The sequence below is a fragment of the Paraburkholderia phenazinium genome, assembly GCF_900142845.1.
Lineage (GTDB): Bacteria > Pseudomonadota > Gammaproteobacteria > Burkholderiales > Burkholderiaceae > Paraburkholderia > Paraburkholderia phenazinium_A.
Genome location: NZ_FSRU01000001.1, coordinates 1,726,878 through 1,752,997, shown reverse-complemented (window position 1 = coordinate 1,752,997; position 26,120 = coordinate 1,726,878). Strand labels below are relative to the sequence as shown.

At 62.3% G+C, this 26,120-nt stretch carries 28 protein-coding genes; 7 read left to right on the top strand and 21 right to left on the bottom strand.

Going from position 1 to position 26,120, the window contains the following annotated elements; genetic code table 11:
* Window positions 1-70: 70 nt before the first annotated feature.
* Entirely contained in the window at window positions 71-382 is a 312-nt protein-coding gene (locus BUS12_RS07690) for a 2Fe-2S iron-sulfur cluster-binding protein (RefSeq protein ID WP_074295144.1), read from the top strand.
* Between the two features lie 221 nt (window positions 383-603).
* Here BUS12_RS07690 and cysC read toward each other — a convergent pair whose 3' ends face one another.
* The 3 genes from cysC to BUS12_RS07675 all read right to left on the bottom strand — a co-directional run bounded on the left by cysC (window position 604) and on the right by BUS12_RS07675 (window position 2,043).
* Window positions 604-1,194, bottom strand: coding sequence for an adenylyl-sulfate kinase (gene cysC / locus BUS12_RS07685; protein ID WP_074295143.1), 591 nt, complete (start codon window positions 1,192-1,194; stop codon window positions 604-606).
* Window positions 1,195-1,606: 412 nt separating this feature from the next.
* Window positions 1,607-1,801: a YqaE/Pmp3 family membrane protein gene (locus BUS12_RS07680; RefSeq protein ID WP_074295142.1), complete on the bottom strand. Its 195-nt coding sequence runs from the start codon at window positions 1,799-1,801 to the stop codon at window positions 1,607-1,609.
* A gap of 50 nt (window positions 1,802-1,851) precedes the next feature.
* Entirely contained in the window at window positions 1,852-2,043 is a 192-nt protein-coding gene (locus tag BUS12_RS07675; RefSeq protein WP_253190031.1) for a DUF1653 domain-containing protein, read from the bottom strand.
* Between the two features lie 196 nt (window positions 2,044-2,239).
* Here BUS12_RS07675 and BUS12_RS07670 point away from each other — a divergent pair, with 196 nt between their 5' ends.
* Window positions 2,240-2,458 carry a hypothetical protein gene (locus BUS12_RS07670; protein ID WP_074295141.1) on the top strand — a complete coding sequence of 73 codons (219 nt, stop codon included), beginning with the start codon at window positions 2,240-2,242 and terminating at the stop codon, window positions 2,456-2,458.
* Between the two features lie 152 nt (window positions 2,459-2,610).
* Here the strand turns inward: BUS12_RS07670 and BUS12_RS38755 are convergent, their stop codons facing one another.
* Window positions 2,611-2,778 carry a hypothetical protein gene (locus BUS12_RS38755; protein WP_171991613.1) on the bottom strand — a complete coding sequence of 56 codons (168 nt, stop codon included), beginning with the start codon at window positions 2,776-2,778 and terminating at the stop codon, window positions 2,611-2,613.
* A 202-nt stretch (window positions 2,779-2,980) separates the two neighbouring features.
* On the opposite strand from BUS12_RS38755, the gene BUS12_RS07665 reads away from it, so the two are divergent.
* Together BUS12_RS07665 and infA are read left to right on the top strand one after the other, a co-directional pair.
* Window positions 2,981-3,262, top strand: coding sequence for a hypothetical protein (locus BUS12_RS07665; RefSeq protein ID WP_074295140.1), 282 nt, complete (start codon window positions 2,981-2,983; stop codon window positions 3,260-3,262).
* A 144-nt stretch (window positions 3,263-3,406) separates the two neighbouring features.
* A complete protein-coding gene (gene infA, locus BUS12_RS07660) occupies window positions 3,407-3,679 on the top strand; it encodes a translation initiation factor IF-1 (protein WP_042325066.1) in 273 nt (90 codons plus the stop codon).
* A 51-nt stretch (window positions 3,680-3,730) separates the two neighbouring features.
* Here infA and BUS12_RS07655 read toward each other — a convergent pair whose 3' ends face one another.
* The 5 genes from BUS12_RS07655 to BUS12_RS07635 are packed head-to-tail and all read right to left on the bottom strand — an operon-like array spanning window position 3,731 to window position 9,029.
* Window positions 3,731-4,552 (bottom strand): IclR family transcriptional regulator, encoded by an 822-nt coding sequence (locus BUS12_RS07655; protein WP_074295139.1) that lies wholly within the window; start codon window positions 4,550-4,552, stop codon window positions 3,731-3,733.
* Window positions 4,553-4,584: 32 nt separating this feature from the next.
* Window positions 4,585-5,490, bottom strand: coding sequence for an SMP-30/gluconolactonase/LRE family protein (locus tag BUS12_RS07650; RefSeq protein WP_074295138.1), 906 nt, complete (start codon window positions 5,488-5,490; stop codon window positions 4,585-4,587).
* Window positions 5,487-6,335: a citryl-CoA lyase gene (locus BUS12_RS07645; protein WP_437123859.1), complete on the bottom strand. Its 849-nt coding sequence runs from the start codon at window positions 6,333-6,335 to the stop codon at window positions 5,487-5,489. The genes BUS12_RS07650 and BUS12_RS07645 overlap by 4 nt, the downstream gene beginning before the upstream one ends.
* A gap of 1 nt (window position 6,336) precedes the next feature.
* Window positions 6,337-7,785: an MFS transporter gene (locus BUS12_RS07640; protein WP_083640289.1), complete on the bottom strand. Its 1,449-nt coding sequence runs from the start codon at window positions 7,783-7,785 to the stop codon at window positions 6,337-6,339.
* A 35-nt stretch (window positions 7,786-7,820) separates the two neighbouring features.
* Window positions 7,821-9,029 carry a CaiB/BaiF CoA transferase family protein gene (locus BUS12_RS07635; protein WP_074297233.1) on the bottom strand — a complete coding sequence of 403 codons (1,209 nt, stop codon included), beginning with the start codon at window positions 9,027-9,029 and terminating at the stop codon, window positions 7,821-7,823.
* 301 nt (window positions 9,030-9,330) lie between these two features.
* On the opposite strand from BUS12_RS07635, the gene BUS12_RS07630 reads away from it, so the two are divergent.
* The 3 genes from BUS12_RS07630 to BUS12_RS07620 all read left to right on the top strand — a co-directional run bounded on the left by BUS12_RS07630 (window position 9,331) and on the right by BUS12_RS07620 (window position 12,868).
* Window positions 9,331-10,560, top strand: a complete 1,230-nt coding sequence (locus BUS12_RS07630) for a Fic family protein (RefSeq protein WP_074295137.1) — start codon at window positions 9,331-9,333, stop codon at window positions 10,558-10,560.
* A 573-nt stretch (window positions 10,561-11,133) separates the two neighbouring features.
* Window positions 11,134-11,709, top strand: coding sequence for an ANTAR domain-containing response regulator (locus tag BUS12_RS07625; protein WP_074295136.1), 576 nt, complete (start codon window positions 11,134-11,136; stop codon window positions 11,707-11,709).
* A gap of 10 nt (window positions 11,710-11,719) precedes the next feature.
* A complete protein-coding gene (locus tag BUS12_RS07620; protein WP_074295135.1) occupies window positions 11,720-12,868 on the top strand; it encodes a CmpA/NrtA family ABC transporter substrate-binding protein in 1,149 nt (382 codons plus the stop codon).
* 124 nt (window positions 12,869-12,992) lie between these two features.
* Here the strand turns inward: BUS12_RS07620 and BUS12_RS07615 are convergent, their stop codons facing one another.
* The 12 genes from BUS12_RS07615 to BUS12_RS07560 all read right to left on the bottom strand — a co-directional run bounded on the left by BUS12_RS07615 (window position 12,993) and on the right by BUS12_RS07560 (window position 25,886).
* Complete coding sequence (locus BUS12_RS07615; protein WP_074295134.1) at window positions 12,993-13,934, bottom strand: choline ABC transporter substrate-binding protein; 942 nt, start codon at window positions 13,932-13,934, stop codon at window positions 12,993-12,995.
* Window positions 13,935-13,977: 43 nt separating this feature from the next.
* A complete protein-coding gene (locus BUS12_RS07610; RefSeq protein ID WP_074297231.1) occupies window positions 13,978-14,982 on the bottom strand; it encodes a GlxA family transcriptional regulator in 1,005 nt (334 codons plus the stop codon).
* Between the two features lie 125 nt (window positions 14,983-15,107).
* Window positions 15,108-16,010: a choline ABC transporter permease subunit gene (gene choW, locus BUS12_RS07605; RefSeq protein WP_074295133.1), complete on the bottom strand. Its 903-nt coding sequence runs from the start codon at window positions 16,008-16,010 to the stop codon at window positions 15,108-15,110.
* A complete protein-coding gene (locus BUS12_RS07600) occupies window positions 16,003-17,172 on the bottom strand; it encodes a quaternary amine ABC transporter ATP-binding protein (protein ID WP_074295132.1) in 1,170 nt (389 codons plus the stop codon). Before BUS12_RS07600 ends, choW begins: the two co-directional genes overlap by 8 nt.
* A 244-nt stretch (window positions 17,173-17,416) precedes the next feature.
* On the bottom strand, window positions 17,417-17,779 hold the full coding sequence (locus tag BUS12_RS07595; protein ID WP_074295131.1) for a BON domain-containing protein: 363 nt from the start codon (window positions 17,777-17,779) through the stop codon (window positions 17,417-17,419).
* Window positions 17,780-17,897: 118 nt separating this feature from the next.
* On the bottom strand, window positions 17,898-19,334 hold the full coding sequence (locus tag BUS12_RS07590) for an efflux transporter outer membrane subunit (RefSeq protein ID WP_074295130.1): 1,437 nt from the start codon (window positions 19,332-19,334) through the stop codon (window positions 17,898-17,900).
* An 8-nt stretch (window positions 19,335-19,342) separates the two neighbouring features.
* Window positions 19,343-20,917, bottom strand: a complete 1,575-nt coding sequence (locus BUS12_RS07585; protein ID WP_074295129.1) for a DHA2 family efflux MFS transporter permease subunit — start codon at window positions 20,915-20,917, stop codon at window positions 19,343-19,345.
* 18 nt (window positions 20,918-20,935) lie between these two features.
* On the bottom strand, window positions 20,936-22,042 hold the full coding sequence (locus BUS12_RS07580; RefSeq protein ID WP_074295128.1) for an HlyD family secretion protein: 1,107 nt from the start codon (window positions 22,040-22,042) through the stop codon (window positions 20,936-20,938).
* Window positions 22,043-22,116: 74 nt separating this feature from the next.
* A complete protein-coding gene (locus tag BUS12_RS07575) occupies window positions 22,117-22,551 on the bottom strand; it encodes a MarR family winged helix-turn-helix transcriptional regulator (RefSeq protein ID WP_074295127.1) in 435 nt (144 codons plus the stop codon).
* 145 nt (window positions 22,552-22,696) lie between these two features.
* Complete coding sequence (locus tag BUS12_RS07570) at window positions 22,697-23,632, bottom strand: LysR family transcriptional regulator (protein WP_074295126.1); 936 nt, start codon at window positions 23,630-23,632, stop codon at window positions 22,697-22,699.
* Between the two features lie 231 nt (window positions 23,633-23,863).
* Window positions 23,864-24,673, bottom strand: a complete 810-nt coding sequence (locus BUS12_RS07565) for an alpha/beta hydrolase (RefSeq protein WP_074295125.1) — start codon at window positions 24,671-24,673, stop codon at window positions 23,864-23,866.
* 178 nt (window positions 24,674-24,851) lie between these two features.
* Window positions 24,852-25,886, bottom strand: a complete 1,035-nt coding sequence (locus BUS12_RS07560) for a LysR family transcriptional regulator (RefSeq protein WP_083640288.1) — start codon at window positions 25,884-25,886, stop codon at window positions 24,852-24,854.
* Between the last annotated feature and the right edge of the window lie 234 nt (window positions 25,887-26,120).

Genomic DNA, 26,120 nt, shown 5'->3' with positions numbered 1-26,120 from the left:
GCCGCCGCTGCGGCGCGCGCCGGCACGACGAGTCTGCGGTATCGTGGCGGGCTGACTCCCGTTTGAAGCCATGTCCGACACCAAGCCCCCCTTTTCGGTGCGCGTCGAGCCGCTCGGACGCACGTTCGAAGCCCCCGACTCGCTGACCGTGCTCGAAGCCGCCGGCTTCGCCAATCTGCGTCTGCCGCGTTCGTGCCGCAACGGGACGTGCCGCACATGTCTGTGCCGGTTGGTCAGCGGGACGGTGTCCTACACCATCGAGTGGCCAGGCGTGTCGCGGGAGGAGAAAGCGGAGGGGTTTATCCTGCCCTGCGTGGCGGTGGCCGCGTCGGATCTGGTGATCGAGGTGCCCGATGCGGCGGAGATTGGTCCACCTGCTTAAAGCTCGCCGTGATCAAACAGCACGCGGCCGTCGCCTGAGACGCTCGCCCAGGCACCGCACACAAAAAACCCCCAGTCGCCTGTTCAGGCAACCGGGGCAACTCTCTCACGCGCAGCGGACTTCCAGCACGCAACGCTAATTTAGCGGCTTCTGCTCTTCAGATTAACCGCCCCCGCTGCAAGAGTCCTTTCCTGAGCATTCGCCTCAGACCTTGATCCGGGTCACGATGTCACCCGCCTGCCGGTGCTCTTGACGCCGCCCGTTCGAACGCTTTTTCCCAGCCGCAGGATGATGGTGGCGACGGCGCTCTCGACCCGGCAACGCGAAGTCTCGATGACCAGATCCGGGTTGACCGGCACCTCGTAGGGCGACGACACGCCGGTAAACTGCGCGATCTTGCCGATCCGCGCCTGCGCATACATGCCCTTCGGATCGCGCTGCGAACACAGATCCGCCGACGCCGAAATAAAGGTTTCCAGAAAGCCGTCGCCTACAATCGCGCGGGCCATCTCGCGCTGGATCGCAAGCGGCGAGATCGTGGCGACCACCACCACATGTCCGGTCTGCTGGAACAGTCTGGCGACATGAGCGATCCGGCGCACGTTTTCGATGCGGTCCGCATCCGAAAACCCCAGATCCGAACACAGCCCCTCGCGCAGGGTGTCGCCGTCGAGCACCACCACTTTCGCGCCCTCGCTCTGCATGGCGGCGTGCAGCGCCTGCGCGATGGTACTCTTGCCGGCGCCAGGCAAGCCCGTCATCCAGACAACCGGTGGCAGGTCGGCAGTCGTCAATCCGTCGTTTGCGTCCATGGAATCGCGTCCAGTCTGTTTCGGTCCAACTTTAACGTTTGCGCTTCCATTTTCCGTCGCTGAAAAAAAAGTCATCCTTTACGGAAAATTTCAAACAGCCCTTCTGGAAGACGCGCCAGGCCGGCCCGAACTGAATGGGCGATAGAAACCAGACTAGTTCATTCACACAAGCTGAACACTGTGTTGTCTTTTGGGGTGATTTTCTAATCCGGACAACGGACTACACTCACAGCACTCCATCATCGCGAATGCCATCATGCTGCTCGCATTTTTTATCCTGTCACCGCTCGGCATACTCGCGCTGATCGGATTCGCGCGCCGCGTGCATCCCATCACCGGTCAGATCACCGGCGGCGAGTAAAAACGTAAGAGCGGTTGCGTTCAGGTCCGCCAGGGAAAATCCGCCAGGGATTTACCGGCGCGCCCCGAGCGCGCGTTCGATTTTCTGATCGGTCTTGTACTGGCTCAGCGCGTACACCGACCAGATTGCCGCCGGAATCCAGCCAATCAGCGTGATCTGCAAAATCAGGCAGATGATCCCCGCGAACGGACGGCCGATCGTAAAGAACTGGAGCCACGGCAGGATGATGGCAAGCAACAGGCGCATGCAGATGTCCTCATGAGATCCGGCTGACCCGCCCACGCGTGGCGCCGGGATCAGTTGATTGGAGCGAAGCGCGGTACCTTGCCGCCTTCAAGTTCGACCAGCTCGAAAAATACCGAAGCCGGACGTGTCCAGATCGTACCATTCGCGGCCCGATAGACAATCATCGTGACGCTCGGATCCGACTCGAGCGTCGCCTCGCAGATCAGTTCGTAGATGCCGCCTTTGTAATGCTGATAGCGCACGGTCGCGCTCCTTTGGATCACGGTTGAGGGAAATACAGCGCGGGAAAACGCGCATCGTACGCGAGCCGCGCCGCATCCGCGAGAGAGGCGGTCTTGCATGCACCTGTGGACTAGCGGACACGCGTGCATTTTTGTTCGCCTGGCGGGCAGAATTTTTTCGTGCGATAAAAGAAGAACCTATTCCACGGAGCAACAGATGGCCACGCTAGAAGCGTTTCGCGCCGTGCTTGACGATGAAGGCACGCCCGAAATCATCCGCAATCACATCATCGATTCACTGCAATACACGCTGCGCAATCACGGCCAGATTTTTACCTCGAAGGAAGTCGAATGGCTCGCGGTCTGGGACGACGCGCGCATTCCGCTTGCCGCCTCGCGCGAACTGAAGAAACGCGTCGCGGAAACGACCCGCTAACCCGAAACCTCCACCCGGGCCCGCCAGCCCTCGCTGGGGCCCGTCCCACAAGGCGTTCGCTGTGCCCGGCACGGGCGGCGGCGCCCTTTTCGGCAACGTTTTTCCGCCCGCCGGCGTCCGCCCGGCAGTTTTTGCTATCCAACCTGGCCCATTTAGTGCATCATATTGAAATAGCTGTATTCCGCCGCATCTGCAGTATCAGCAGCAGCATTTAGCATCTCCGCACCACCCCCGACAGTTCGACCGCCGCCCGTCGGCGATCCCGTCACTCCGGCAATGCGCAGCACGCATTCGCCGTCGCGAGTTGTGCAGTTTTTCATGCGCCTGATGTCTGCGCGACATTAGCGCGTTTCTTCTCCATCGAATCCGCGATTTTGCGCGGCTGCGCTCAAGCCCCCTGCCATCGGGCCTGTGCCACTCATTTTCCATGGCGGCGCGCCCCAAGGCGCAGCGCTGCCGGGCCTGTTGTGCCGCGCGTAACACGCGTGACACGCCAGCCACGTATTACAGGACAAGGACTTAATGAATTCAGTTGTCAAGACCTACAAGGGCTACGAAATCCATCCGCTCGTGTACCCGCGCCGCCCCGCTGACGGCACGACCAGCCGCAATCCGGACGCAGGCTACGACGCCTCGGTGCGCATCTGCCGCGTCGGCGCCAATCCGGCAGCCGACGGCCGGGTGTTCCGCCTGCCGTATCTGTGGCCGTTCGAAGGCACGGGCAAGGCCCGCATCGCGTGCATGGCGCACGCCGAACAGTTGATCGACGGCCGCGTAGACGGCCAGTCGGTCGCCGATCTTTGATCGGCAGCTCCACCTTCGCCGCGCGCGCCCTGAGCGCTGCGCCGCGCCATTCTTCGCGGGTGCGCCGCCCGGCTGCCCGCGCTACCGCATCACAAGCTTTGCCGTTAAGCAAAGCGCCCTTACCCCATCGACCAGGAGTTATGCATGGCGAAAGAAGAACTGCTTGAACTTGACGGTATTGTCGACGAAGTACTTCCGGATAGCCGTTACCGCGTGACGCTCGACAACGGCGTCGTGGTTGGCGCTTATGCGTCCGGACGCATGCGCAAGAATCACATTCGTATTCTCGCGGGCGACCGCGTGACGCTCGAGCTGTCGGTCTACGATCTGACCAAAGGACGGATCAACTTCCGTCACAAGGACGAACGCGCCTCCGGTGGCGGCGGCGCCCGCAATACGCAGTTCCGTCGTCGTTAAAAGCGGCGGCACGTTTGCCGTCGCGTTGACGGCCCGCTTACGGCCCTACCGCTAGCGGAGCTTTTCGCGCGCCTTCTCCGGCTTGAGCAATGCCAGAGCGGCGCGCAGCGGGGTCGCATCGCCGCCGAGCTGTTCGCTGGCCTCGATTGCGGTCTCCAGCATCAGCTGACGCATCCGCAGCATCAATGCTTCGTCGACACGCGAACGCGGCCCAGCCAGCGTGAACGTGCCGGCAAGCGGTTGTGCCGCCGAAAACACCGGCGCCGAAATGCCCGCCGTTTCCGCATCCCGCTCCCCCACCGACATGTAATAGCCGTCGTGGCGGATTCGTTCGCACAACTCTCCCCGCCCGTCGCCGAACGCGCTCAGCACGCGTCCACCCGAGCCTTTGTCCATTGGCAGGACGTCGCCTTCGCGGACGTGATCGCGGATCGCATGCGTCGAATCGACCCGATGCAAACAGACCCGCAGGTCCTTCTGCCGCACGTAGAACGACACGCTTTCGCCGCTGGCGTCGCGCAGACGGCGCATCAACGGCAGGACGACATCCCCGAGTTGCAGGCTGCGCTGGTATAGCGCGCCGAGTTGCAGCGTGGCCGGGCCGACGAAGTAAAGACCGTCGTCCGAGCGCAGCAGCATGCGGTGATGCGCGAGCGACGCGATCAACCGCAGGATCGTGCTTTTGTAGAGCCCGGTACGGGCGGCCAGTTCGGCGAGCGACACCCCTTTGTCGTCCGGGCGAAAGGCGAACAGGATGGCGAAGGCGCGATCGAGCGCGGCGACGCCATCGGGGGCGCTCGACGGCCCCGAGACGGCTTGCGCATCGTCAGCAGAGGCGGGACTGGAGGCGCTGGAAGAACGGGAAGAGGCCATTAGTGCTGTGTTATGCCTGACAGAACATCATTTTACCCGCCCAGGCCCGGCGTATTCCACTGCGTCGTCAAGACCGACCCGCTGCTCGAATCCGTGATGAACAAGGTGCTGTGGTGCGCGCCGCCAAACGTCACGTTGGTGATCGTGCGGCCCGCGCACGATTCGATCCTGGCGATGCCCTCGCCATGCGGATTGAGCACGAACACCGCGCCGAGCGACGCATGCGCCACAAACAGATTGCCGTCGCGGTCCATCGTCAGGCCGTCCGGCCCGCTCACGCCATAGAACTGCGCAAAGCGGCCCACCTTGCTGGTGCTGCCGTCCGCCAGCAGCGGCAGGCGCCACACCGAGTTATCGCGCGTCATGGCGACAAACAGGACCTTTTCGTCGGGACTCAGCACCAGTCCGTTCGGGCTTGGGCCATTCGAGATCAGGCAGTCGAGGCGGCCATCGGGACGCAGCCGGTAGACGCGCCCAGTGGGATCGTGCAAGCCCGTCTGGCCTTGATCGGTAAAGTAGAGATCGCCGTTGCTCGCGACGATCAGATCGTTCGGCCCTTTGAAGCGTTCGCTGTTGCGCCGTGCGATCACCGGCGTAATGGCCCCACTGGCGGGATCGAGCGCGAGAATGCCGTTCTTGTAGTCCGCAATCAGCACGCGGCCGTCGGGATGCCATGCCAGTCCGTTCGGCTCGCCGTCGTATTCGGCCACCACGCTCCATTCGAGCGCCGGCGAAATCCGCATGATCCGTCCGTGCGGAATATCGACGATATACAGATTGCTCTCGCGGTCGAAACACGGCCCTTCGATAAACGAATCCACCACTGCCCCGCCCTTGTTGGCACGCGACCACTCCGTCACCTCGTGTCGGCGCAGCGTCTGCGGCATGGCTGTATGAACCGCGGTCCCGACGACGGGTGGAGTTGGATTCCAGTTCATTGCCCTTCCTCCTCGACATGCCGCGTGGCATGCCCCGTATAGCGATACGGCATCTGCCGGGGCATGGGCCCCTTGTTGCGCTCGCCGCGCCCGCGCTGCTCCCACGCATGCGACAGAATGCCGACCGCGCGTGACAGGCAGAAGACGCCGCGCGCCAGTTCCGGCGCGAAGCCGAGTTCGGCGTAGATCACGGCGGTGGCGCCGTCGATGTTCATCGGAATCGGCTTCGATTTGCGCCCTTTGAGCAGGGCTTCGATGGCGCGTGCAATCGCGGCGTATCGGCCGGAGACCACGCCTTCGGCGGCGGCTTCGTCGACCATCGCCAGCAGGCGGCCCGCACGCGGATCCACGGGATGGAACCGATGTCCGAAGCCCGGCAGATATTTGCCATGCGCGACGATAAAGGCGTCAATGGACGACTCGACCGCTGCTTCCAGCGATGCCCCGTCCGCCTGCGCCCGTTCGACGATGTGAAACAGCTCGACGGTCTGCTGCCCGGCGCCGCCGTGGACATCGTCGAGCGTATTCAACGCCGAAGCCATCGCGCCGTTCAGCGGCAAGCCGCAACTCACGGCCATGCGCGAAATCGCAATCGAAGGCGCATGCGGACCGTGATCCACCGACGCCACCAGCGCCGCCTCGAGCAGACGCGCTTCGCCCGCGCCCGGCAATTCGCCGCGCAGCATCAGCCAGATCATCTGCGGAAAGCTGATCGCGCCGATCAGCTCCTGAATCGGATAGCCGCGCACCTGGATCGAGCCCGGGTGAATGTCGATGATCGACGTGCTCCAGTAATCGGCGGCGAGGGCGGCGGGATCGATAGGTGTACTGTTCATGGCGGTCATTTCAACGGTTGATATCTTCGAGTGCGAGACCTTTGGTGGCCGGTCCCATGATGCCGATCAGCAGCATCACAAACACCATGCAACTGCTGATCATGACGAACACGCCGTTCGCGCCGAAATCGCGCAGAAAGAACGCAACCAGAAAGCCCGAGAAAATCGCGCTCAGACGGCTCCATGAGTAGACGAAGCCAATTGCCCGTGCGCGGATCTCGGTGGGGTACAACTCCGACTGATAGGTCTGAAACGAGTACGTCATGATGGTCAGCGCGAGGTTCATGCAGAAGCCGAACACGATCAGGCCGAACGATCCGGTTTGCTGCGCAAAGGCCAGCCCGAATACGGCAATCGCACCCGACGCGCCCACCAGGCTCCACTTGCGTTCGATCTTGTCGGCGAAGTAGAAAAACAACGCCGGCCCGAGCGGCAGCGCAATCGACATCAGAAACGAGTATTGCAGACTGTGAACCAGATTGATGCCCTTGCTGGTGAGCAGCGAAGGAATCCAGTTGCTGAAGCCGTAAAAGCCGATTACAGAAACCGCGTTATAGACCGACATCATGATCGTGCGCTTCAGATACGGCGCCTTCAGGATGTCGCGAAACCGCCGTTCGACCGTGGGCGCGCTGTGCGTATGCGGCACGGGCGACGGCAACGGCTGTCCGTATTGACGTTCGACGACGCGCTCGATGTCCTGCGTGACCCGCGCCGCTTCATCGAGGCGCCCACGCGTCACGAGCCAGCGCGGGCTTTCGGGGATACCGAGCCGGATCACCCATACAATCGCCGCACCGGCCGCGCTTGCGAGTACCACCCAGCGCCAGCCGTCGAGACCGAAGGGCTGCTGCGGCACCAGCCACCATGACATCAGCGCCACCACCGGCACCGCGCAATACGGCACGATCTGCGTGATGGCAAACGCTCGGCCACGCAGATCCTTCGGCATCAGTTCGGCCACATAGGTGTTGATGGTCACCATCTCGACGCCGAGTCCGATCCCCGCGAGCAGGCGGAACACATTCACGCCAAGCGCGCTTTGCTGAAACGCCATCAGAATGCTCGCGAGCGTATAGGCCAGCAAGGCCACCACGAAGATGCGGCGGCGGCCGTAACGGTCGGCGAGAAAGCCGAGTCCCATGGTGCCGATAAAGAGGCCAAGAAACGTCGCGGCGACAAAGGCCGCGATACTGTTCATGGCAAAGATCGAGGTGGACGTCTTGACGAACAGACCGCTCACGATCAGCCCCGGCGCGATATAGCCGGTCATAAACAGGTCGTAGAACTCGAAACAGCCGCCCAGCGACAGCAGAAACACGATCTTCCAGATATGCCGCGTGGCGGGCAGGCGGTCCAGCCGCGCGACAATGCCGCGCGCCTGGGACTCCTGATCGGCGTTGTGCTCTACCGCGTTCGCCAATCCGGCGCGCGCCACGGCATTCGATGCTTGTCTCATGGTCTCCTCCAATCAGATCTCTTCGCGGTGCGACGTTAGATAGCGCCGTCTTCTCTTAAGCGCGCAATCGCGCCGGCATCAAAACCGAGACGCTGCAAATGCGCATCCGTATGTTCGGACAGATGCGGCGCGCGCGAGACGGGTGCGCCGCTCGACAACTCGCCATGACCATCGGCAAAGCGAAAGCCCGCGCGGGTCACCCGCTGCACGGTGTCGCCGTCCTGCAGTTCATGTACGAAACCGCGGCCGGCCAGTTGCGGCTGGCCGATCGCCTCCGGCACGCTCAGAACGAGCCCAGCCGGCACGCCCGCCGCGGTCATGCGCTGCTCCCAGTTGCCGGCGGTGTCGAGGGCGAGCGCGGCTTCGATCTCCTGCTTCAACTCCGCGCGATAACGCTTGCGTGTATTGCGCTCGCTAAAGCGCGCATCGTGCGGCAGATCGGGGCGGCCGATCAGTTCGCATAACGCAACAAACTGCTTGGTCTCGTTGGCGGCGATATTCAGCATGCCGTCGCCGCAGACGAAGGTTCCGGACGGGGCCGCTGTGAAGTTTTCATTGCCCATTGGTGCGGGGGTCACGCCGGCGTTCAAATAGTTGGACACGACCCAGCCCATGCTGGAGAGCGTCGCCTCAAGCATCGAGACATCGATGATCCTGCCCTCGCCGGTGCGTTGCGCGGCCAGCACCGCGGCGCAGATCGCCAGCGCGGCGTTCATGCCGCCCACCGTATCCGAGACCGGATAGCCGACGCGCAGCGGTGCGCTTTCGGCGTCGCCCGTGACGCTCATCGCGCCCGACATGCCCTGGATGATCTGGTCGTAAGCCGGACGGTGGGCCAGCGGACCGTCGTTGCCGAACCCGGAAATGGCGCAGTAGACAAGACGCGGATTCAGTTCGAGCAACGATTTCGCGCCCAGACCCAGCCGGTCCATGACGCCCGGGCGGAAGTTTTCGACCAGCACGTCCGCGTCGGCCACGAGCTTGCGCAGGATGTCCTTGCCGGCCTCGTGCTTGAGGTTGAGCGTCATCGACTCCTTGCCCGCGTTCACGGCCACGAACGACGCCCCCATATTGCGCGCCGAGGCTTGCGGGTCCGCGCCCAGACGCCGGGCCAGGTCGCCGCCGGTGGGGTTCTCGATCTTGAGGACAGCGGCGCCGAGCAGCGCAAGCTGGTAGGTGCAAAACGGACCGGACAGCACATTGGACAGATCCAGCACGCGGATGCCGGAAAGCGGAAGGGAAATCATGACGAGCCTTTTTGAGTCCTTTGAATGTCGTTCTATCTGACAGAATGACGTTCTATAATTCGATGAGGCGGATCGTAGTCCTCGTGGTCACGGAGTGGGAATAGGGGTTACCCCCGAGTGGATAAGGGCGTAGGGGATGAATACGTCGCCACCGGCGCGTGGCAAAGACCGCCTGAATATCTACCAGAAGATCGACCACGACATCAACCACAAACCGTGTATGTATTTGTAATAAAAGGATTTTTTGTGCTATAATTTTTTTGTAAGATCTACCACGAGATCCGCCAAGAAAGTTGCCATGGATAGCATTGAATCAAAATATCCGTACCACGCGGTCCATCAGATGCATCCACTGCTTCCCTCGGACCCGAAACTCAATAGCTTGCGCCCGGTGGCCGCCGAGGTAATCGGGCAAGCCAAAGATCTGGCCGCTCATGGAATGCCGCATCTGCGCGATTTATTGCGTGAAGCGCTGCGTCCCATGAATTCGTACTACACCAACAAAATAGAAGGCCAGCACACTGAGCCTCTACTGATCGAGCAGGCACTCCAGAAGGATTTTTCCAGCAAGCCCGCGGAAGCACGCAAGCAACGCATCGCGGTGGCTCATATCGCTACGGAAAGGTGGGGAGAGGAAACATTCCCGGCCTGGGACTCCACTACGCTCTTCGAGGGCAAGGTCCCTCAAGCCATTCATCGCCATCTGCATGATCAGCTGTCGCCGGACGACCTCGTGCAGATGGACGACGACGGCAATGAGGAGAAAATTACGCCGGGAGTGTGGCGAGACAGGGGCGTCAAGGTCGGCACGCATATCCCTCCCGATCCGGCCACCGTGGCGAACTTTGTCGAAGAATGGCATCGGGCATACCGTTATGCCCGGGCGGGAGAAACCGCCGTGATCGCCTTGATGGCGGCACACCATAGGCTGGCGTGGATTCACCCGTTTTTGGACGGCAATGGCCGTACTGCACGGTTGCATACGCATATCGGACTATCGGCGCTGGGTTTGACGCAAGGACTCTGGTCGCCAATGCGAGGCCTTGCGCGCGAACACACGGCTTACTATGAACATCTGGCGGCGGCCGACGCACGCCGCAAAGGCGACTACGATGGCAGAGGTGTATTGAGCGAAAGCGGTCTGGTGAAATTCATCTCCTTTGCCATGAATATCTGCCTCGATCAAATCAGGTTTATGGACGGCATGTTGCAGATGCAGGCATTCGAAGCCCGGCTGGCGCAGATGCTCGCGGCCGAAGCAACCAAAGACGACTACCGATACCTGAGAACCGAAGCGGCACAACCGCTTGCTTATCTCGGAACCGTGAAGTCAATGGACCGGGCGAGATTCAAAGGGATGATGGGCCTGCCCACGCGAACGGCCGATCGTGCCCTCGCGGATCTGTTCAAGCTGGGCATTGTCCGCTCGAGAACGCCCAAAGGGCCGGTCGAACTCGCGCTGCCGATCAGGCTGTTCCGCTATCTTTTCCCACGACTCTGGCCGGAAGCGGAGTCGAATACCGCCTGACACCCGCACGCCGTGCGTCGTATCGCGACCAGCTCCGCGATACGACGCATGCCGAACACGCGCCAGTTCAGTGCGCATCGCGTACCTCGCACCGTCATCGTGCACGCCCCCCGCTCCTCCACTCCGCTCAGGCAATCCTCCCCGCCCATCCCCACAGATGGCATACCGCTTGCTTAAACCTCACGGTCCTCCGCAAAGGCGCGGTAGGACATGAGTGGAAACCGCACGGCGTACGGCGCAAGGCCACCGTCACCGGCTCCACCAGGCACAACAGCGTCTTCCCCGGCCCCTTCTTTACCAGCCAGAAAGACGCCGCTTCGTATTTGAAGTCGGGCAATGACGTTCGACGTTCATCGCATCCGGTCCCCATCAGACCGGATGGCGATTCGACGACGGAACCTTCATGAACCGCAGCACCAGGCCTCATAGCCACTCCCCTCCACGGCGTCCCGCACGGCTGTCGTCCAACAAGCGCAGCCGCGCCGCGCCAGGCTGCAGCCATCGCCAGCCGGAACCGCGCAAAACTGCTAAAACCCAAGCTGAATCCTTGATGTCGCTGACCCGATTCGAACCATGCTGCGTGTATTACTCGTAACCGATACCGACAAGCCGATTGGCGATCTGCGCGATGCCCTCGCGCGGCTCGGCTACGACATGCTGGCCGGCACGACGACCTCGCAGGCGTTGCATCGGCGGGTCGAAAGCGAGCGGCCGGACGTGATCATCATCGACACGGAATCGCCATCGCGCGACACGCTCGAACAACTGGCGGTCATGAAGGCGACCGCGCCGCGCCCCGTGCTGATGTTCAGCAACGATGCCAACCAGCAACTGATTCGCGATGCCGTGAGCGCCGGTGTCACGGCCTATCTCGTCGAAGGCCTGGCCACCGAGAAGCTCGCGCCAATTCTCGAAGTGGCGCTCGCCCGTTTCGCACAGGAAAGCCAGTTGCGCGAGCGGCTCGCCGAAGTCGAAAACGAACTGGCCGAGCGCAAGCTGATCGACCGCGCCAAACGTCTCCTGATGGATCAGCAAAAATTGGCCGAACACGCCGCTTATGCGAGCCTGCGCAAGCGTGCAATGAACCAGGGCGTCAAGCTCGCCGAGATCGCGCGCCAGATCGTCGAGGCTGCGGACCTGCCCAAATGAAGCGTGGCTCATGAACCAACCTGCTCCCCTTACCCCACCCTCCGCGCCCACGCGGCTCGAGAAGACGCATCTGCGGCTCGGTTTTGTGTCGCTTGCCGACGCGGCGCCGCTCGTGGCCGCGAAGCTGCTCGAGTTCGGGCATGCCCACGGCCTGACACTCGAGCTCTCGCGTCAACCTTCATGGGCCGCGCTGCGCGACAAACTGCTAGCCGGCGAACTGGATGCCGCTCATGCGCTATACGGCCTGCCCTATGGCGTACAGCTAGGCCTCGGCGGTCCGCAAACGGATATGGCCGTCCTGATGGTGCTCAACCGCAACGGCCAGGCCATCACGCTATCGAACCGTCTTGCCGACGCTCTGGCCGAACAGCGCACGCTGCCGCAAGCCCTCGCCACACTCGGCCGCAAGCCGGTCTTCGCGCAGACCTTCCCGACCGGCACGCATGCCATGTGGCTGTACTACTGGCTCGCTTCGCAAGGCGTGCATCCGTTGCGCGACATCGAAAGCGTGGTGATACCGCCACCGCAGATGGTGCCCGCGCTTGCAGAAGACCGGCTGGACGGACTCTGCGTAGGCGAACCGTGGAACGCCGCCGCCGAAGCGCGCGGCGTCGGCCGCACGATTGCCTACAGCAGCGAAATATGGCCCGATCATCCGGAGAAAGTGCTCGCCTGCCGGCGCGATTTTGTGAGCCGGCACCCCAATACGGCGCGGGCACTGGTCCAAACACTGCTTGAAGCCTGCCGCTGGCTGGATGGTCCTGGACATCGCAACGAAATTGCACGCTGGCTGGTGCGGCCGGAATTTATCGGCATCGATGAAGCGTTGATCGCGCGACGGCTCACGCGCGACAGCGTGTCGCCGGAGTCCAACAGGTTGCCCGTGCGCTTCTTCGAAGACGGCACGGTCAACTATCCGCGCGCGGCCGACGGTGTCTGGTTTCTGACGCAATACGAGCGTTGGGGAATGATCGCGCGCCGCGACGACTATCGGGAGATCGCGGCAGCCATCAATCAAACGCAGTTGTATCGTGAAGCGGCGCACAGTATCGGCATTGCGATTCCGGCTGAGACCGCCTCGCAGGTTCTGATAGACGGCCGCGTGTGGGACGGCAGCGATCCCCAGGAGTATGCGAACGGATTCGAGATCCGCGCGTGATCAGGGCAATCGCGCCGCATGATAGAGGACGGATCGCAGATAACTACGCAGCAAAAAAGCACGGGGCGTGTGCCGAACCCGCCGGCCCAACTCACGCCCCGCTACATGGAGACTTCGTTGCAGCTCAGTGCGCGGCGATATACGACTTCACGGCCGGCAAGCCCGGCTTTCCGTCGATTGTCGTCACGCCCGCCAGCCACTGATCCAGCACCTGCGGATTCGCCTTGAGCCAGCTCAGCGCGGCCTGATTCGCGTCGGTCTTGTTCATGATCGGCACCATCACATGGTTTTCGATGGCCGTGGTGAACTGCAGATTCGACACCAGCTTCGCCGCATTCGGACAGCGCGCGGCGTAGTCCGGCGGCGTCGCCGTGAACACCTTCGCTTCGCCGTAGTTCGGCCCGAACACATCGTCGCCGCCGGCCAGATAATCGATCTTCATCTGCACATTCATCGGATGCGGTTCCCAGCCGAGGAACACGATCCATTGCTTCTCGCGAATCGCCCGGTTCACTTCGACCAGCATGCCCGCTTCGCTCGATTCGACCAGCTTGAATTTGCCGAGGCCGAACTGATTGCCGTCGATCATCTTCTTGATCAGCGCATTGCCGTCGTTACCCGGTTCGATCCCGTAGACCTTGCCGTTGAGCTTGTCGGCGTACTTCTGGATATCGTTGAAGTTCTTCAGGCCGCCGTTATACACATAGTCCGGCACTGCCAGCGTGTATTTCGCGCCGGTCAGGTTCGGCGTCGCCAGTACCTTGATCGTGCCCGCCTTGACGAACGGCGTGATGATCGGGTCCATGGTGGGCGCCCAATAGCCGAGGAACACATCGATCTGCTTGCTCTTGATCCCGGCAAACGTAATCGGCACCGAGGCGATGGTTTTGGTCGGGTGATACCCCAGACCTTCGAATACCGTCGAGGCAAGACCGGTGGTCGCCGCGATATCGGTCCAGCCCACGTCGGCGAAACGCACGTCGCGGCATACGGCCGGATCGGCCGCATGGGCCATTGCACTTGCCAGCCCCAGTACGCAGGCTGCGGCCATCAGCTTTCTATTCATCTTCTTTCTCTCCACGCTTGTTGTTGACTTGCTTGCTGTTGATTTAATTGGGTTGGCGACGCTCGACGCTCGGCGCATGGCCGAATTGCGCCCGGTATGCCTTGCTGAAATGACAGGGTGAGTGAAAACCGCACACGGTCGTGACGCGTGCGATCGAGGCATCGGTCGTGCGCAACAGATCGCGGGCGCGGCGCAGACGCAACGTCAGGTAATAATGCGTCGGCGATACGCTCAGATAGACCTTGAACATGCGCTGCAGATGGCGCTGCGAAAGCTGCACGAGACGCGCCAGTTCCTCGAGCGAGAGCGGCTCTTCGATATTCGCTTCCATCAACCGCACCACTTCGATCAGTTCGGCACGGGAAAAACCCACCCGGGCGTCGACCGGAATCGGCTGCGGGTCGCTCGAGCTCCGAATACGTTCGAGAATAAATTGTTCGGATACCTGAGCAGCGAGGCTTTGTCCGAGGCGGCTTTCCACCAGATTCAGCATCAGATCGAGCGGCGCGGTGCCGCCGGTGCAGGTCAGACGGTCGCGGTCGATGACAAACAGCTCATCGGCGAAATGCACGCGCGGAAACTCCTTGTGCAGCGTGGACAGATCCTCCCAATGCACGGTGCAACGATAGTCGTCGAGCAAACCCGCCGACATCAGCGCATACGCCCCCGTGCAAATGCCACCCAGCGGCACACCCTGCTCCGCCACATCGCCCAGCAACGCCTTGACGTCCGAATCGACGGCGCTGCGGATCTGCGTGCCGCCGCAGACGATCAGCACATCGGGCATGCCGGCCTCTTCGAGCGTGCGGGTCGGCTTCACGGTGATGCCGTTGCTGGCCCGCGCGGGGACGCCGTCCGGGGTCAGCACCGACCAGCGGTAATGCTGCGCACGGCCGACATAGTTAGCCATCCGCAAGACTTCGATCGCACTGGTAAAGGCGATCATCGAAAAACTGGGCAGCGTCAAAAAACCGAAATGCGCAAGACTCGACAACGGCGCGTTGAGGCGGGCCGATTCAGTCGTAGCAGACGTCACGTCGCGCTCCATGATGCACAGGGTGAGTTTGTCCATCGCGAAGGCCCGAAGGCCTTCGCGATGCCTGAGTTGAGTTTGGTTTTACCTGGCCGGGCTGGGTTTGGCTTAGCCCGGCCTTGAACTGCCGCTTGCCGAAATCAGCTTTGCACGGCCGGCTGGTCGCGCCGTACCCGCATCACCTGGCGCAAGCCTGCAAAACGCGGCACATTCGCCGCGCCCGGCGAGCGGCCGAAGCTCTCGGTGATACGGTCCAGAATGATCGCCAGCAGCACGACCGACAGGCCGCTTTCGAAGCCGAGTCCAATGTCGAGCCGCTGGATACTCGCCAGTACGTCGTTGCCGAGACCGCCTGCGCCGACCATCGAAGCGATAATCACCATCGACAAGGCCATCATGATGGTCTGATTGACGCCCTGCATGATCGAAGGCAGCGCGTTAGGAAATTGCACCTTGTAGAGCAGTTGCCACGGCGTGCAACCGAAGGCCTGACCCGCTTCGACGATCTCGCGGTTCACATGGCGGATGCCGAGACTCGTCAGGCGCACGGCGGGCGGCATGGCGAAGATCACCGTCGAGAGAATCCCCGGCACGCGGCCAAGGCCGAACAGCATCGCAGCCGGAATCAGGTAGACGAAGGCCGGCATGGTCTGCATCAGGTCGAGAATCGGCCGCACCACCATCGCCACATGCTTGTTCTTGGCCGTCCAGATGCCGAGCGGAATACCGAACAGCAAGCTGATCAGGGTCGACGACAGCGTCAGTCCGAGCGTAATGACGGTTTCGTCCCAGAAGCCCGTCGCATAGATCAGCAATAGCGCGAGCGTGGTAAAGAACGCGAAGCGCCAGCCCACCCGCCACAGGCCGATGCCGATAAAGAACGCCATCAGCGCCCACATCGGAATCGCCTGCAGGCTATGCTCGATCAGCGCGGCGAAGCTCTCGATGGCCTTGCCGATCGCGTCGAACGTATTCGCGTCGTGGTCGAGCAGATAGTGAACGGAATCGTCGACCCAGCGGCCGAGCGGGATGATCTCAGACATGAGAACCTCGATTGCGCGTAAGAATCTTCAGGACGGCGGCTTGATTGACGGAGCCGCAATAGCGGTCTTCGTCGTCGACAACCGGCAGCGCGGTGGCGTTGGCACAGACGCGCGAGACCACATGCTCCAATGACGCACCGCGCGAAATGCATTCGACCTTGCGCAGATGCGGCGCGGCGTTGCCGATCGCATCGCGCGTGACGAAACCGCGAATGCGGCGTTCGGCATCGAGCACGAAGGCGTATTCGGCGCTGCCGTTCAACGAAGCCGCGACGCTCGATACATCCAGATTGCGCACCAGCGGGATATCGTTGGTCTGCATCAGATCGCCGGCGGTCAGATAGCGGCTCGTATCCACGCCTTCGAAAAACGCGCGAACGTAGTCGTCCGCCGGGTTGCTGATGATTTCCTGCGGCGTGCCGATCTGCACCACACGGCCGCCTTCCATAATCGCAATGCGGTTGCCGATGCGCAGCGCCTCTTCGAGATCGTGCGAGACGAACATGATCGTGCGGCGCTGGTTCTTTTGCAGTTCCAGCAGCACGTTCTGCATTTCCTTGCGCTTGAGCGGATCGAGCGCGGAGAACGCTTCGTCCATGATCATCAGCGACGGATTGACGGCCAGCGCACGCGCCAGACCCACTCGTTGCTGCATGCCGCCGGACAATTCGGCGGGCAGCTTCTGCGCGAAGGTTGCGAGGCCAACCTGTTCGAGCACACCGAGCGCGCGCTTTTCGCGTTCCTTGCGGCCCACGCCGGCCACTTCGAGGCCGAACGCCGCATTCGAGAGCACCGTGCGTTGCGGCATCAGCGCAAACGACTGGAACACCATGCTCATGTCGGTACGGCGCAGCGAGGTCAACTCGGAGCGGCGCACGGCGGCAATGTCGCGGCCATCCACCAGCACCTTGCCGGCCGTCGGCTCGACGAGGCGGTTGATCAAGCGGATCAGCGTCGACTTGCCGGAACCCGACAGGCCCATCAAGACGAAGATCTCGCCTTCCTGAACGTCGAAGGAGACGTTATGAACGCCGACCACGTGGCCGGTTTTCGCATGCACTTCGTCCTTCGTGGAGCCGCTGGCCAGCATATCGAGCGCCAGCTTGGGATTAGCCCCGAAAACCTTACATAAACCTTCGACCACGACCTTTGGGGAATTCATTGAATCCATCTCCTCGTGGTGCAGGCGCCGGCCCGCACTGTGTACCCACATAGTTGCCAGAAAAAACCCCGACAGGCCGACTAATTGCGACAGACGCTTGCGCAAATACGACACGGGGAAAAAAGCACGGGCGTTAGCGGCAGGCGGATCGCCTTGCCGGGCGGGCGTTTGAGGAGATGATGCGATGCGCCATGGCTCGTTTGCCGATGTCGCGTTTTGGAAGGTGGGTGTGTTCAGCCCCTCCCTACCCATTCCCACCATGAAACAGCGTGAGCTTGTTCGAAACCGACGTCACCCCTGACACCGTATGCGCAACCTGCTCTGCCTGCGCGATCTGATCGCCGGTATCGACGGTGCCGGACAGGGTCACCGCCCCGCTGCGCGCTCGCACATACACGTTCGAGACATTAAAGCCCTGGGCTTTCGTCAGCGCGCGGCGCACGGCCCGCGCAAGCGCACGGTCGGCCTTGGAGGCGGCCTTTTTACCACTCGGCATGGAACCGTTGTCCATTCCGGCCATCGCATCGCTTGCCTGCGCATAAGCGGCCACCGGCATGGCAACGGCTACTGTCAGACATAACGCGCTCAAGATTCCGACTGTCTTCACGTTCTTCTCCTCTGCTGACTGCAAGTTCGCGTGCCTCGCCACGGCGAAAACAGACGCAGGGCGTGCGGCACGCGGTCCATGGTCAATCTAATTCATCGGCTCGCAAAGTGCAAAGCATTCAGCCGCCCGTCGCATGGCCGTTTGCAACCAGTGCAGGCTCACCCGCCTGACTCCACCCGCCCCCAAGCGAGCGGTACAGCGCGACAGCAGCCAGCGCATGCTCGCGCCTCGCCTGATTCAGCGAATCGGAGTCCTGCAGATAGGTCTGCTGCGCCGACAGCACATCAAGGAAGTCGGTTGCACCACCCTTGTACAACTGGTTCGCCAGCTTGAGCGATTGATCCGAAGCCCCCAATGCGTCGGTCAGCTTTTGCGTCGACGCCGTCGTACTCACCAGATCGCTGCGAGTGTCTTCCACTTCCCTGAGCGCCTGCAGCATGGTCTGCTGCAGATTCAATTGCGATTCGCGCATCTTGCTTTCGCTCTCCTGGATATCCGCCGTGATCCGTCCAGCGTTGAAAATCGGGCTGGTGGCATTCAATGCCGCGCTGAACAGGTTGTCGGTCAATGTCGGCAGCCCGAGATACGAAGCCGCCAGCAAGCCATCGCTCAGATTCAGATTGAACTTCGGATAACGTTCCGCCTTCGATACCCCGACTTCGGCTGCACGCTGCTCGACGGCCGCATAGGCAACCAGCACATCGGGACGGCGCAGCAACGCTTCGGACGGCAGGGTTGTCGGCGCCGCGCCTTCCGGGTTGGGAATCGGGCCGGGCGTGGCCAGCACCAGCTTGTCCACGGATTCCGGCGTGCGGCCCGAATACACGGCAATCAGGCTCAGTTCGTGCTCGATCGTCGATTGAGCACGCGGGATCCGCGCCTGCAATTCATCGAGCTGGTTTTGCGCGCGGGCGACATCGAGTTGCGTCGACAAGCCATACTTGAGACGCTCCTGAGTCAGTTGCAAAGCGCGCTGACGGATGACCTGGTTATCCTGAAGAATCTGCAGTTCCGACTGCGCCCAGCGCAGATCCACATAGGCCGATGCGGTATTGGCCGCGAGCGCGAGCCTCAGTGCGTCCTCCGCATGTTGTTGCCCAACGAGTTGCGCCTGCGCGGCCAGCAGATCGAGCCGCTCGCCGCCGAACACGTCCGGCGACCAGTTCAGCGCAAGACCCACGCCGCCCTGGCGCACATAGCCTAGCGGCGGCGGCGCGTTGATGCGGCTATCCGCGGCGGTAGCCGTCGCATCGAGTTCCGGCAGCAGCACCGCATGCTTTTGCGTGGTGATGGCTTGCGCCTGTTTGACGCGTTCCACGGCGGCCTGCAGATCGAGGTTGCCGGTGAGCACGGAGTCCACCAGTTGGTCGAGCACGGGGTCGCCGAATTGCGACCACCAGGTCTTCGCGTCCACCGCATCCTGCGGCGCCTCGACGCTCCAGTTGAGCGGCGCGGTCGTTTTGACGGTGGCCGGCAGATCCGCGTGAGTGGCCGGCTGGACCGCACACGCGGCCACCGAAAGACAAGCCAGAATTTCTACGATGAGCTTCTTCATGATAGGCCTCAATGTGCGTCCGGCGGCGGCGCACCGTTAGAGAAAGGTTTGGAAAACACCAGACTGGCTATCGCGACAATGAAGCACAGCGACAGCACATAGAAGGTGTCCGAGTAGGTCAGCACCAACGCTTCGCGCAACACCAGCGCATGAAGATCGGCAAGCCCGGACTGGGTCGTATTGAGGACGTCGCCGGCCACGGACGACCAATGCGCGCTCTGTTCCGTGAATGTGGACTCCACTTCCGGACGGCCCACGGTGACGCTTTCGTTGAGCCGCAGATAGTGGAAGTTGAGACGGTCGTTGAGCATGGTCGCGCTGACCGCAATGCCGATCGCACCGCCCAGGTTGCGCATCAGATTGAACAGCCCGCTGGCCGACTTCAGGCGCGACTGCGGCAGCGATCCCAGTGCCATCGTGACGATCGGCGGTATCGCAAACTGCTGGCCGATACCGCGCAACGCCTGCGGCAACAGCAGTTGCTGCCAGCCCCAATCGTGCGTCAGCGGTACATACAGGTAACAGCCGAGGCCGAAGCAGATCAGGCCGAACAGCAACAACAGACGCATATCGACAAACCGCGCCACCCACGCATAGACCGCCAGCGCGAACAACTGGAACACGCCCACCGACAGCAACGCGGTACCGATCTGCAATGAACTGAAGCCACGCACCTGACCGAGAAACTCCGGCGTGAGAAACACCGCCACAAAAATTCCGATCCCCGTGATGAACGACAGCAAGCTGCCGATGCCGAAATTTCTCACCACCAGCGCGCGCAGATCCACGATGGGGTCCTCGGTAGTCAACGCATGGACGATGAAGAGAAAGCCGCAGATCGCCGAGATCCATGTACAGGCGATGATGATGTGATCGCCGAACCAGTTCTTGCGCGGCCCTTCTTCCAGCACATATTCGAGGCAGCCGAGAAAGCCGCTCATCAGCAGGATTCCCAGGTAATCGCCTTTTTTCAGCAGCGGCAGATCGGGCTTGTCGATATTCACATACTTCGGCACCAGAGCAGCCACCGCCACGCCCGGCACGACGTTCAGATAGAACAGCCAGTGCCACGACCACTGGTCGGTGATCCAGCCGCCGATTACCGGGCCGATCGCCGGTGCGAGCGAAGCCAACGCGCCAATCGTGGTGGACGCCACCAGACGCTGCTTGCCCGGGAACAGCACAAAAGCGGTGGTGAACACCGTCGGGATCATCGCGGCGCCCATGGCGCCCTGCAGGCCGCGAAACAGGATCATCGAGTTGATGTCCCAGGCAATGCCGCACAGCATGCTGGTAACGGTAAATCCCACCGCGGAGGCAACGAACAGCCAGCGCGTCGAGAACACTTTGGAGAGCCAGCCCGACATCGGGATCACGAGAATTTCCGCAATCAGATAGGCGGTCTGCACCCATGACAACTCGTCCTGACTCGCAGACAGTCCGCCGCCGATATCCCTCAGCGAGGATGCGACGATCTGGATATCCAGGGTTGCCATAAAAAATCCCAGGCACATGAGCGCGAATGCAAATACGCGTTGCCGCATGGGCTGGGATGCGGGATCGAGCGAAGGAGCGCTTGTCATGATGGAGGTCCGGTTCGCTTAGTGACTGCTCGACGCTTGCGAGCCGTCGGCCAGATGCACTTCGACGGTCGCCGACAGGCCGGGACGCAACACGCTCTCCATCCCCCGCGGCACATTCAGGCGAATCCGCACCGGCACGCGCTGCACGATCTTCGTGAAGTTGCCGGTGGCGTTTTCAGGCGGCAACACGCTGAAGGTGGCGCCCGTCGCAGGCGCAAGGCTTTCGACATAGCCGTGCAGCGGCAGGCTCGAAGCGTCGAGCGCGACGTCGGCCTTGTCGCCGATCTGCATCTTCTTGAGCTGGTCTTCCTTGAAGTTCGCGTCGACCCAGAGGTCCGTAGAAGGCACCACGGTCAGAAGCGGCGCGCCGATATTGGCAAGCATGCCGACCCGCGCCGTGCGATTGCCGATATACCCGTCGACCGGCGAGCGGATCGTCGTGTAGTCGACGTTCAGTTGCGCCACCCGCTGCTCCGCCAGCGCCGTGTTGACGCGAGCCTGCGCGTCGGCGATCTGCGCACCGAGCACATCCAGTTCGCGCTGCGCGGCAAGCACCGCGGCGCCGCTGCTCTGCACCGAGGCCTGTGCCTTGGAGAAATCGGCGTCGGCGCGCTCGACGATCTGGTTGGACACCGCATCGTCCTTGACCAGCTCGCGATAACGCGTCTGGTCCTCCGCGCTGCGCGTCAATTCAGCCGACGAGGCCCGAACTTCCGCCTGATGCTGATTGATCACCGCGGCCTGCAAAACCTGCTTCGCCTGTAACTCCGCGACCGCCGCGCGGGCGCTATCCACCTCGGCGGTGGCCTGCGCGAGTTTCGCGTCGTAGTCGCGCGCATCGAGCCGGATCAGCACCTGGTTCGCGGCAACATGCTGGTTGTCCTGCACGAGGATGTCGGTGACGAAGCCGTTGACCTTCGGCGCCATCACCGTCACGTTGCCGCCGACGTAGGCGTCGTCGGTAGATTGCTCGAAGCGCAGGACGAAGAACCAGTAGCCCGCCGCCGCGGCCAGCACCAGCGCCACCGCCCCGTAGGCAAGCCGCATCCACGGAATACGCCCGGCCTTGGCCGCCTCGGCGGACGGCTTGGGAACGACAGAAGCAGGAGTTGAAGGACTTGACATGATTTCACCTGTGTATATGCACTACATTGAATGGAAAACTGCAATTGCTACCGGGGCCAGCGGCCCAATCTTCTTTAGGTTTTCGAAACGTCGCGTGTCAGGCGGAACAGTTCGCGTCGGAGCAGGGCCGCCTGTTGCGGTCCGAACTTGCGCTCAAACTCGTCCTGCGCCGCAAGCCAATGCGTCATGGCCTGATCGAGCCTCGCGCGGCCGCTTTGCGTCAGAACCAGCTGCAAGCGCCGCGTGCCCTGCCCGTCCGGTTCGCCGGCGATCAGTCCGTTGCGCAGCAAGGGCCTGAGCGCGCGCACCAGCGTGGTTCGATCCATCACCATCACCTGTGCCAGTTCGAGCATCGTCAGCGGCGCGCCGCGGCGCAGCACGGTGAGAATGCTGAATTGAGTAGGCGTGACCTCTGCTTCAGACAAATGCCGCTCGTAAAGCTGGGAAATATGCCGGGCGGCCTGACGAATCGCGAAGCAGTCGTCGTTTTCGGGTGAGTTGGTGTGCATGTGCACAGAGTAGTGATGCCGCTCGTGCGGATCAATCTCGCGGGGGCATCTGATTGTTGTGACGGCGACAAGAGTCAGGCCGACGATGGCCGTTAACCGGGCGCCGTGGCGCCGGCTTCATCGGTCAATGGCCCTATCGTCAGACCTATGGTCTGATCTTGAGATCGGATGACACGGGGATAGCCGACACGTCGGCAAAGAACTCCGCAGCGTGCTCGACGAACGCTTTCACCTTGGCCGGCAACAGCGTGCGCGTGTTGTAGGCGATCCGCAGATCGACCGACTGGTCGATCACTTCGAATTCTTCGAGAATGGCCACCAGTCTGCCGCTGGCCAGTTCGGCCTGGGCCAGCGTTGCGGGCAACACACCGATGCCGAACCCCTGCAGCACCATCTCGCGATTGAACACGGCGTTATTCGAAGCAATGTCGTATCTGAGCGGGATCAGCAGATCCTCCGGCCCGAGCCGGAACGTCAACTGCGGTTTGCGAAACGCCGGCGAAAGCGCCACAAACGTATGGTCGACGAGCTCGGATGGATGCGTGGGTCGCGAATGCTGTTTCAGATACTCCGGCGTCGCCAGGATAGCGAAGTTCATGCGTTCGAGCAGGCGCGTCACCACGGTATCGGTACTCAGCATGAAAGGCAGCACGATGCCGAGGTCATAGCCGTCCGCAACCAGATCGACCGGCCGCTCCGTCAGCGTCACGTCGAGACTGACTTTGGGATGCTTGTGCTTGAAGGTGGAGATCAGCGGCACGAGCCGGTTGACGGTGGCCGTCGTGTGCGCGACGAGACGCAGCACGCCGCTCGGTTCGCGGGTCTGCGCCGAGGCCTCGGCTTCGAGCACTTCGAGATCGTCGAGGATCCGCGCGCAGCCTTCGTAGAAATGTTCCGCCGCCTCGGTGAGCGAGACCTGCCGCGTGGTGCGATTGAACAGCCGGCTGCCGAGACGGCGTTCGAGTCCGGAAATGGAGCGCGACACGATCGGCGTGGTCAGGCCGAGCATATCCGCAGCGCGCGTAAAGCTCCTCGCTTCGACGACCGCGCGGAAGACCCGCAGACTCTCCAGATAATCCATAAGGCACCTTGTGGTGGGCTCGCGAGTGAGTGAGCGGTTGCCGGATGGCGCCGCACGTCCGCACGCTGGCACGTTCGCATGATCGAATGTGAGACTGAGCGTCCGCAGATTACCGCATAGTGGGGTGGGCTGGGCAAGCAGGGAAAGCGTTTCGTTTCGGTTGGAGTCCGTTGCGAACACGCCGCTGAAATTATGGGCACGTGTGCAGCGGCGGCACGTCTTGGCCCCGGGTCAAACGGGCTGAGGCTCGCGCAACTGCCTCTGCAGGAATGCGACGAGGTCGGCCAGGGCCTCGGCATGCGTGGCCAGATCGTCGCGTGACGTCTCCGTATAGCGTCGCACTTCGGTGAGAACCCCGGCACGGGTCAGCGCGGCCGCATAGGTCTCGGCCTCCACGCGCAACGAGTCGTGCTGCGCGCTGGCGATCAGCGCGGGCGGCAGCCCCGCGAGCCGCCAGGAATCGAGCGGCGCCGCATAAGGATGCAGCCGCTGCGTCGCATTCGGCAGATACTCCCGATAGCAGCGCGCGCACTGATAAAGATCGAGGGTCGCTGGGGTTTTGCTGTGATGGGCGATGCGGGTCATGCTCGGATCGAGCAACGGCGCCAGCAGGGCCTGGGCTGACACCGTCACCTCGGCCCGGTCGCGCGCAACGGCCGCGACGCAGGTCGCGAGATTGCCGCCCGCATCGTGGCCCGCAATGCCAAGCCGGCGAGGATCGGCGCGTTGCGCGCGGGCATGGCATACGGCCCATTGCAAGGCGCGGTAGCCGTCTTCAGGCGCCGCGGGAAACGGAAACTGCGGTGCGAGCGAATAGCCGACCGATACGACCCACGCCGGCGTAGCGCGAGCAATATAGCGCGCCGCCGTATCCGCATCGTCGAGCGTGCCGCCGATAAAAGCGCCGCCGTGGAAATACACGACCACCGGCAAAATCAAGCCATTCGATGCCGGCCGGTAGCTGCGCAGCGTAATGGGCTGCGCATGCCCCGTGATGCGAACATCCTCGATACAAAGTCCAAGATCCAGCGTCGACACCATGTCTACCGTCGGGCGCGCGCGCGCCGTCCTCCTTGTTTGCGATGACGGCTATTGTGGTGCTCAAGAGGCGCGGGATAAAGCCCTGTGGAACCGAAACACAATCTCGGGATACCGAATAATCCGCTACAGCATCAGCACCCTGCCCGGTCTGCTTAGGATATCTACGGATACGGCCTGCTCAGACCGCCAATGCCGCGTTATCCACCGACACAGCCGGCGCAGGCGCACTGCGCCGGATGGCCGGCGCGGACGCGGGCACTGCCGCCGGCGCCATCGTCGGCAGGCAACGCTGTTCGGCGTCTTCCTGACCGGAGAACAGCGGGCAACGGCCGAACAGTTCCGCCACCCAGTCGACGAACACCCGCACCGTGGGCGACAGATGCCGGTTGTGCGGATATACCGCCGAGATCGGCAGCGGCGAAGGCTTCCATTGCGACAGCACCTCGACCAGTTCGCCGGAACGCAGATGCGGCAAGGCCATAAACCGCGGCGCCTGCAGCAAACCCACGCCCTTCAGGCCGCTCGCGACATAGGCCTCAGCGTCGTTCACGGCAATGTTGCCGCGCATCTTCACTTCGACGGTCTGATCGTCGACCCCGAAGGTCAAATCCACCACGCGCCCGGTGCGGCTCATGAAGTAATTGACAGCCACGTGATCCTGCAACGCCTCGATCGTCTCCGGTGTGCCGTGTTGTTCCAGATAAAGCGGGCTCGCCACCGTCACACGCTGGAAGACCCCAATCCGCCGTGCGACCAGACTCGAATCCTGCAGCGTGCCGATGCGGATAACGCAGTCCACGCCCTCCTGGATCAGGTCGACGGGTTTGTCGCCGAAGCCGACCATCAGCTCGATGTCCGGATAGCGCTCGTGAAACTCGTCGATCTTGGGCATCACCACCAGCTTGCCGAGCGCGCTCGGCATATCGACGCGCAGTCTGCCGCGCGGCGCCCGCCGCGCATGGGACAAGGAGCTTTCCGTCTCCTCGATGTCCGCCAGAATGCGCACGCAGCGTTCGTAATAAGCCGCGCCATCCGGCGTGAGGCTCAGACGCCGCGTCGTGCGCTGCAACAGCCGGACCTTCAGATGCGCTTCGAGATTCTGGATGATGGTCGTGACCGACGCACGCGGCAGATCCAGCGTATCAGCGGCGCGGGAAAAGCTGTTCGTCTCCACCACCCGCGTGAACACTTTCATTGCTTGCAGCCGGTCCATATACCCATCCCTTTGAGCGTTTCAGGTTTGCCCGGCGGCCCGGGCGGTGCTTGTTGCGTGGCCTGCGGCAGTGCGCAGCCTGCGTGACACACGCAATACGCTCATTTCCCGCCAACCAATACGACTGTCCGTATTAAAATGGAAGCGTCCCACGAAGTCAAGGATTCCCCTGGTCCTACCAAGGCCACTGTTTCCAGCGCCGGGACGGCGTTCAGCGTTGACGCCCCAATATGG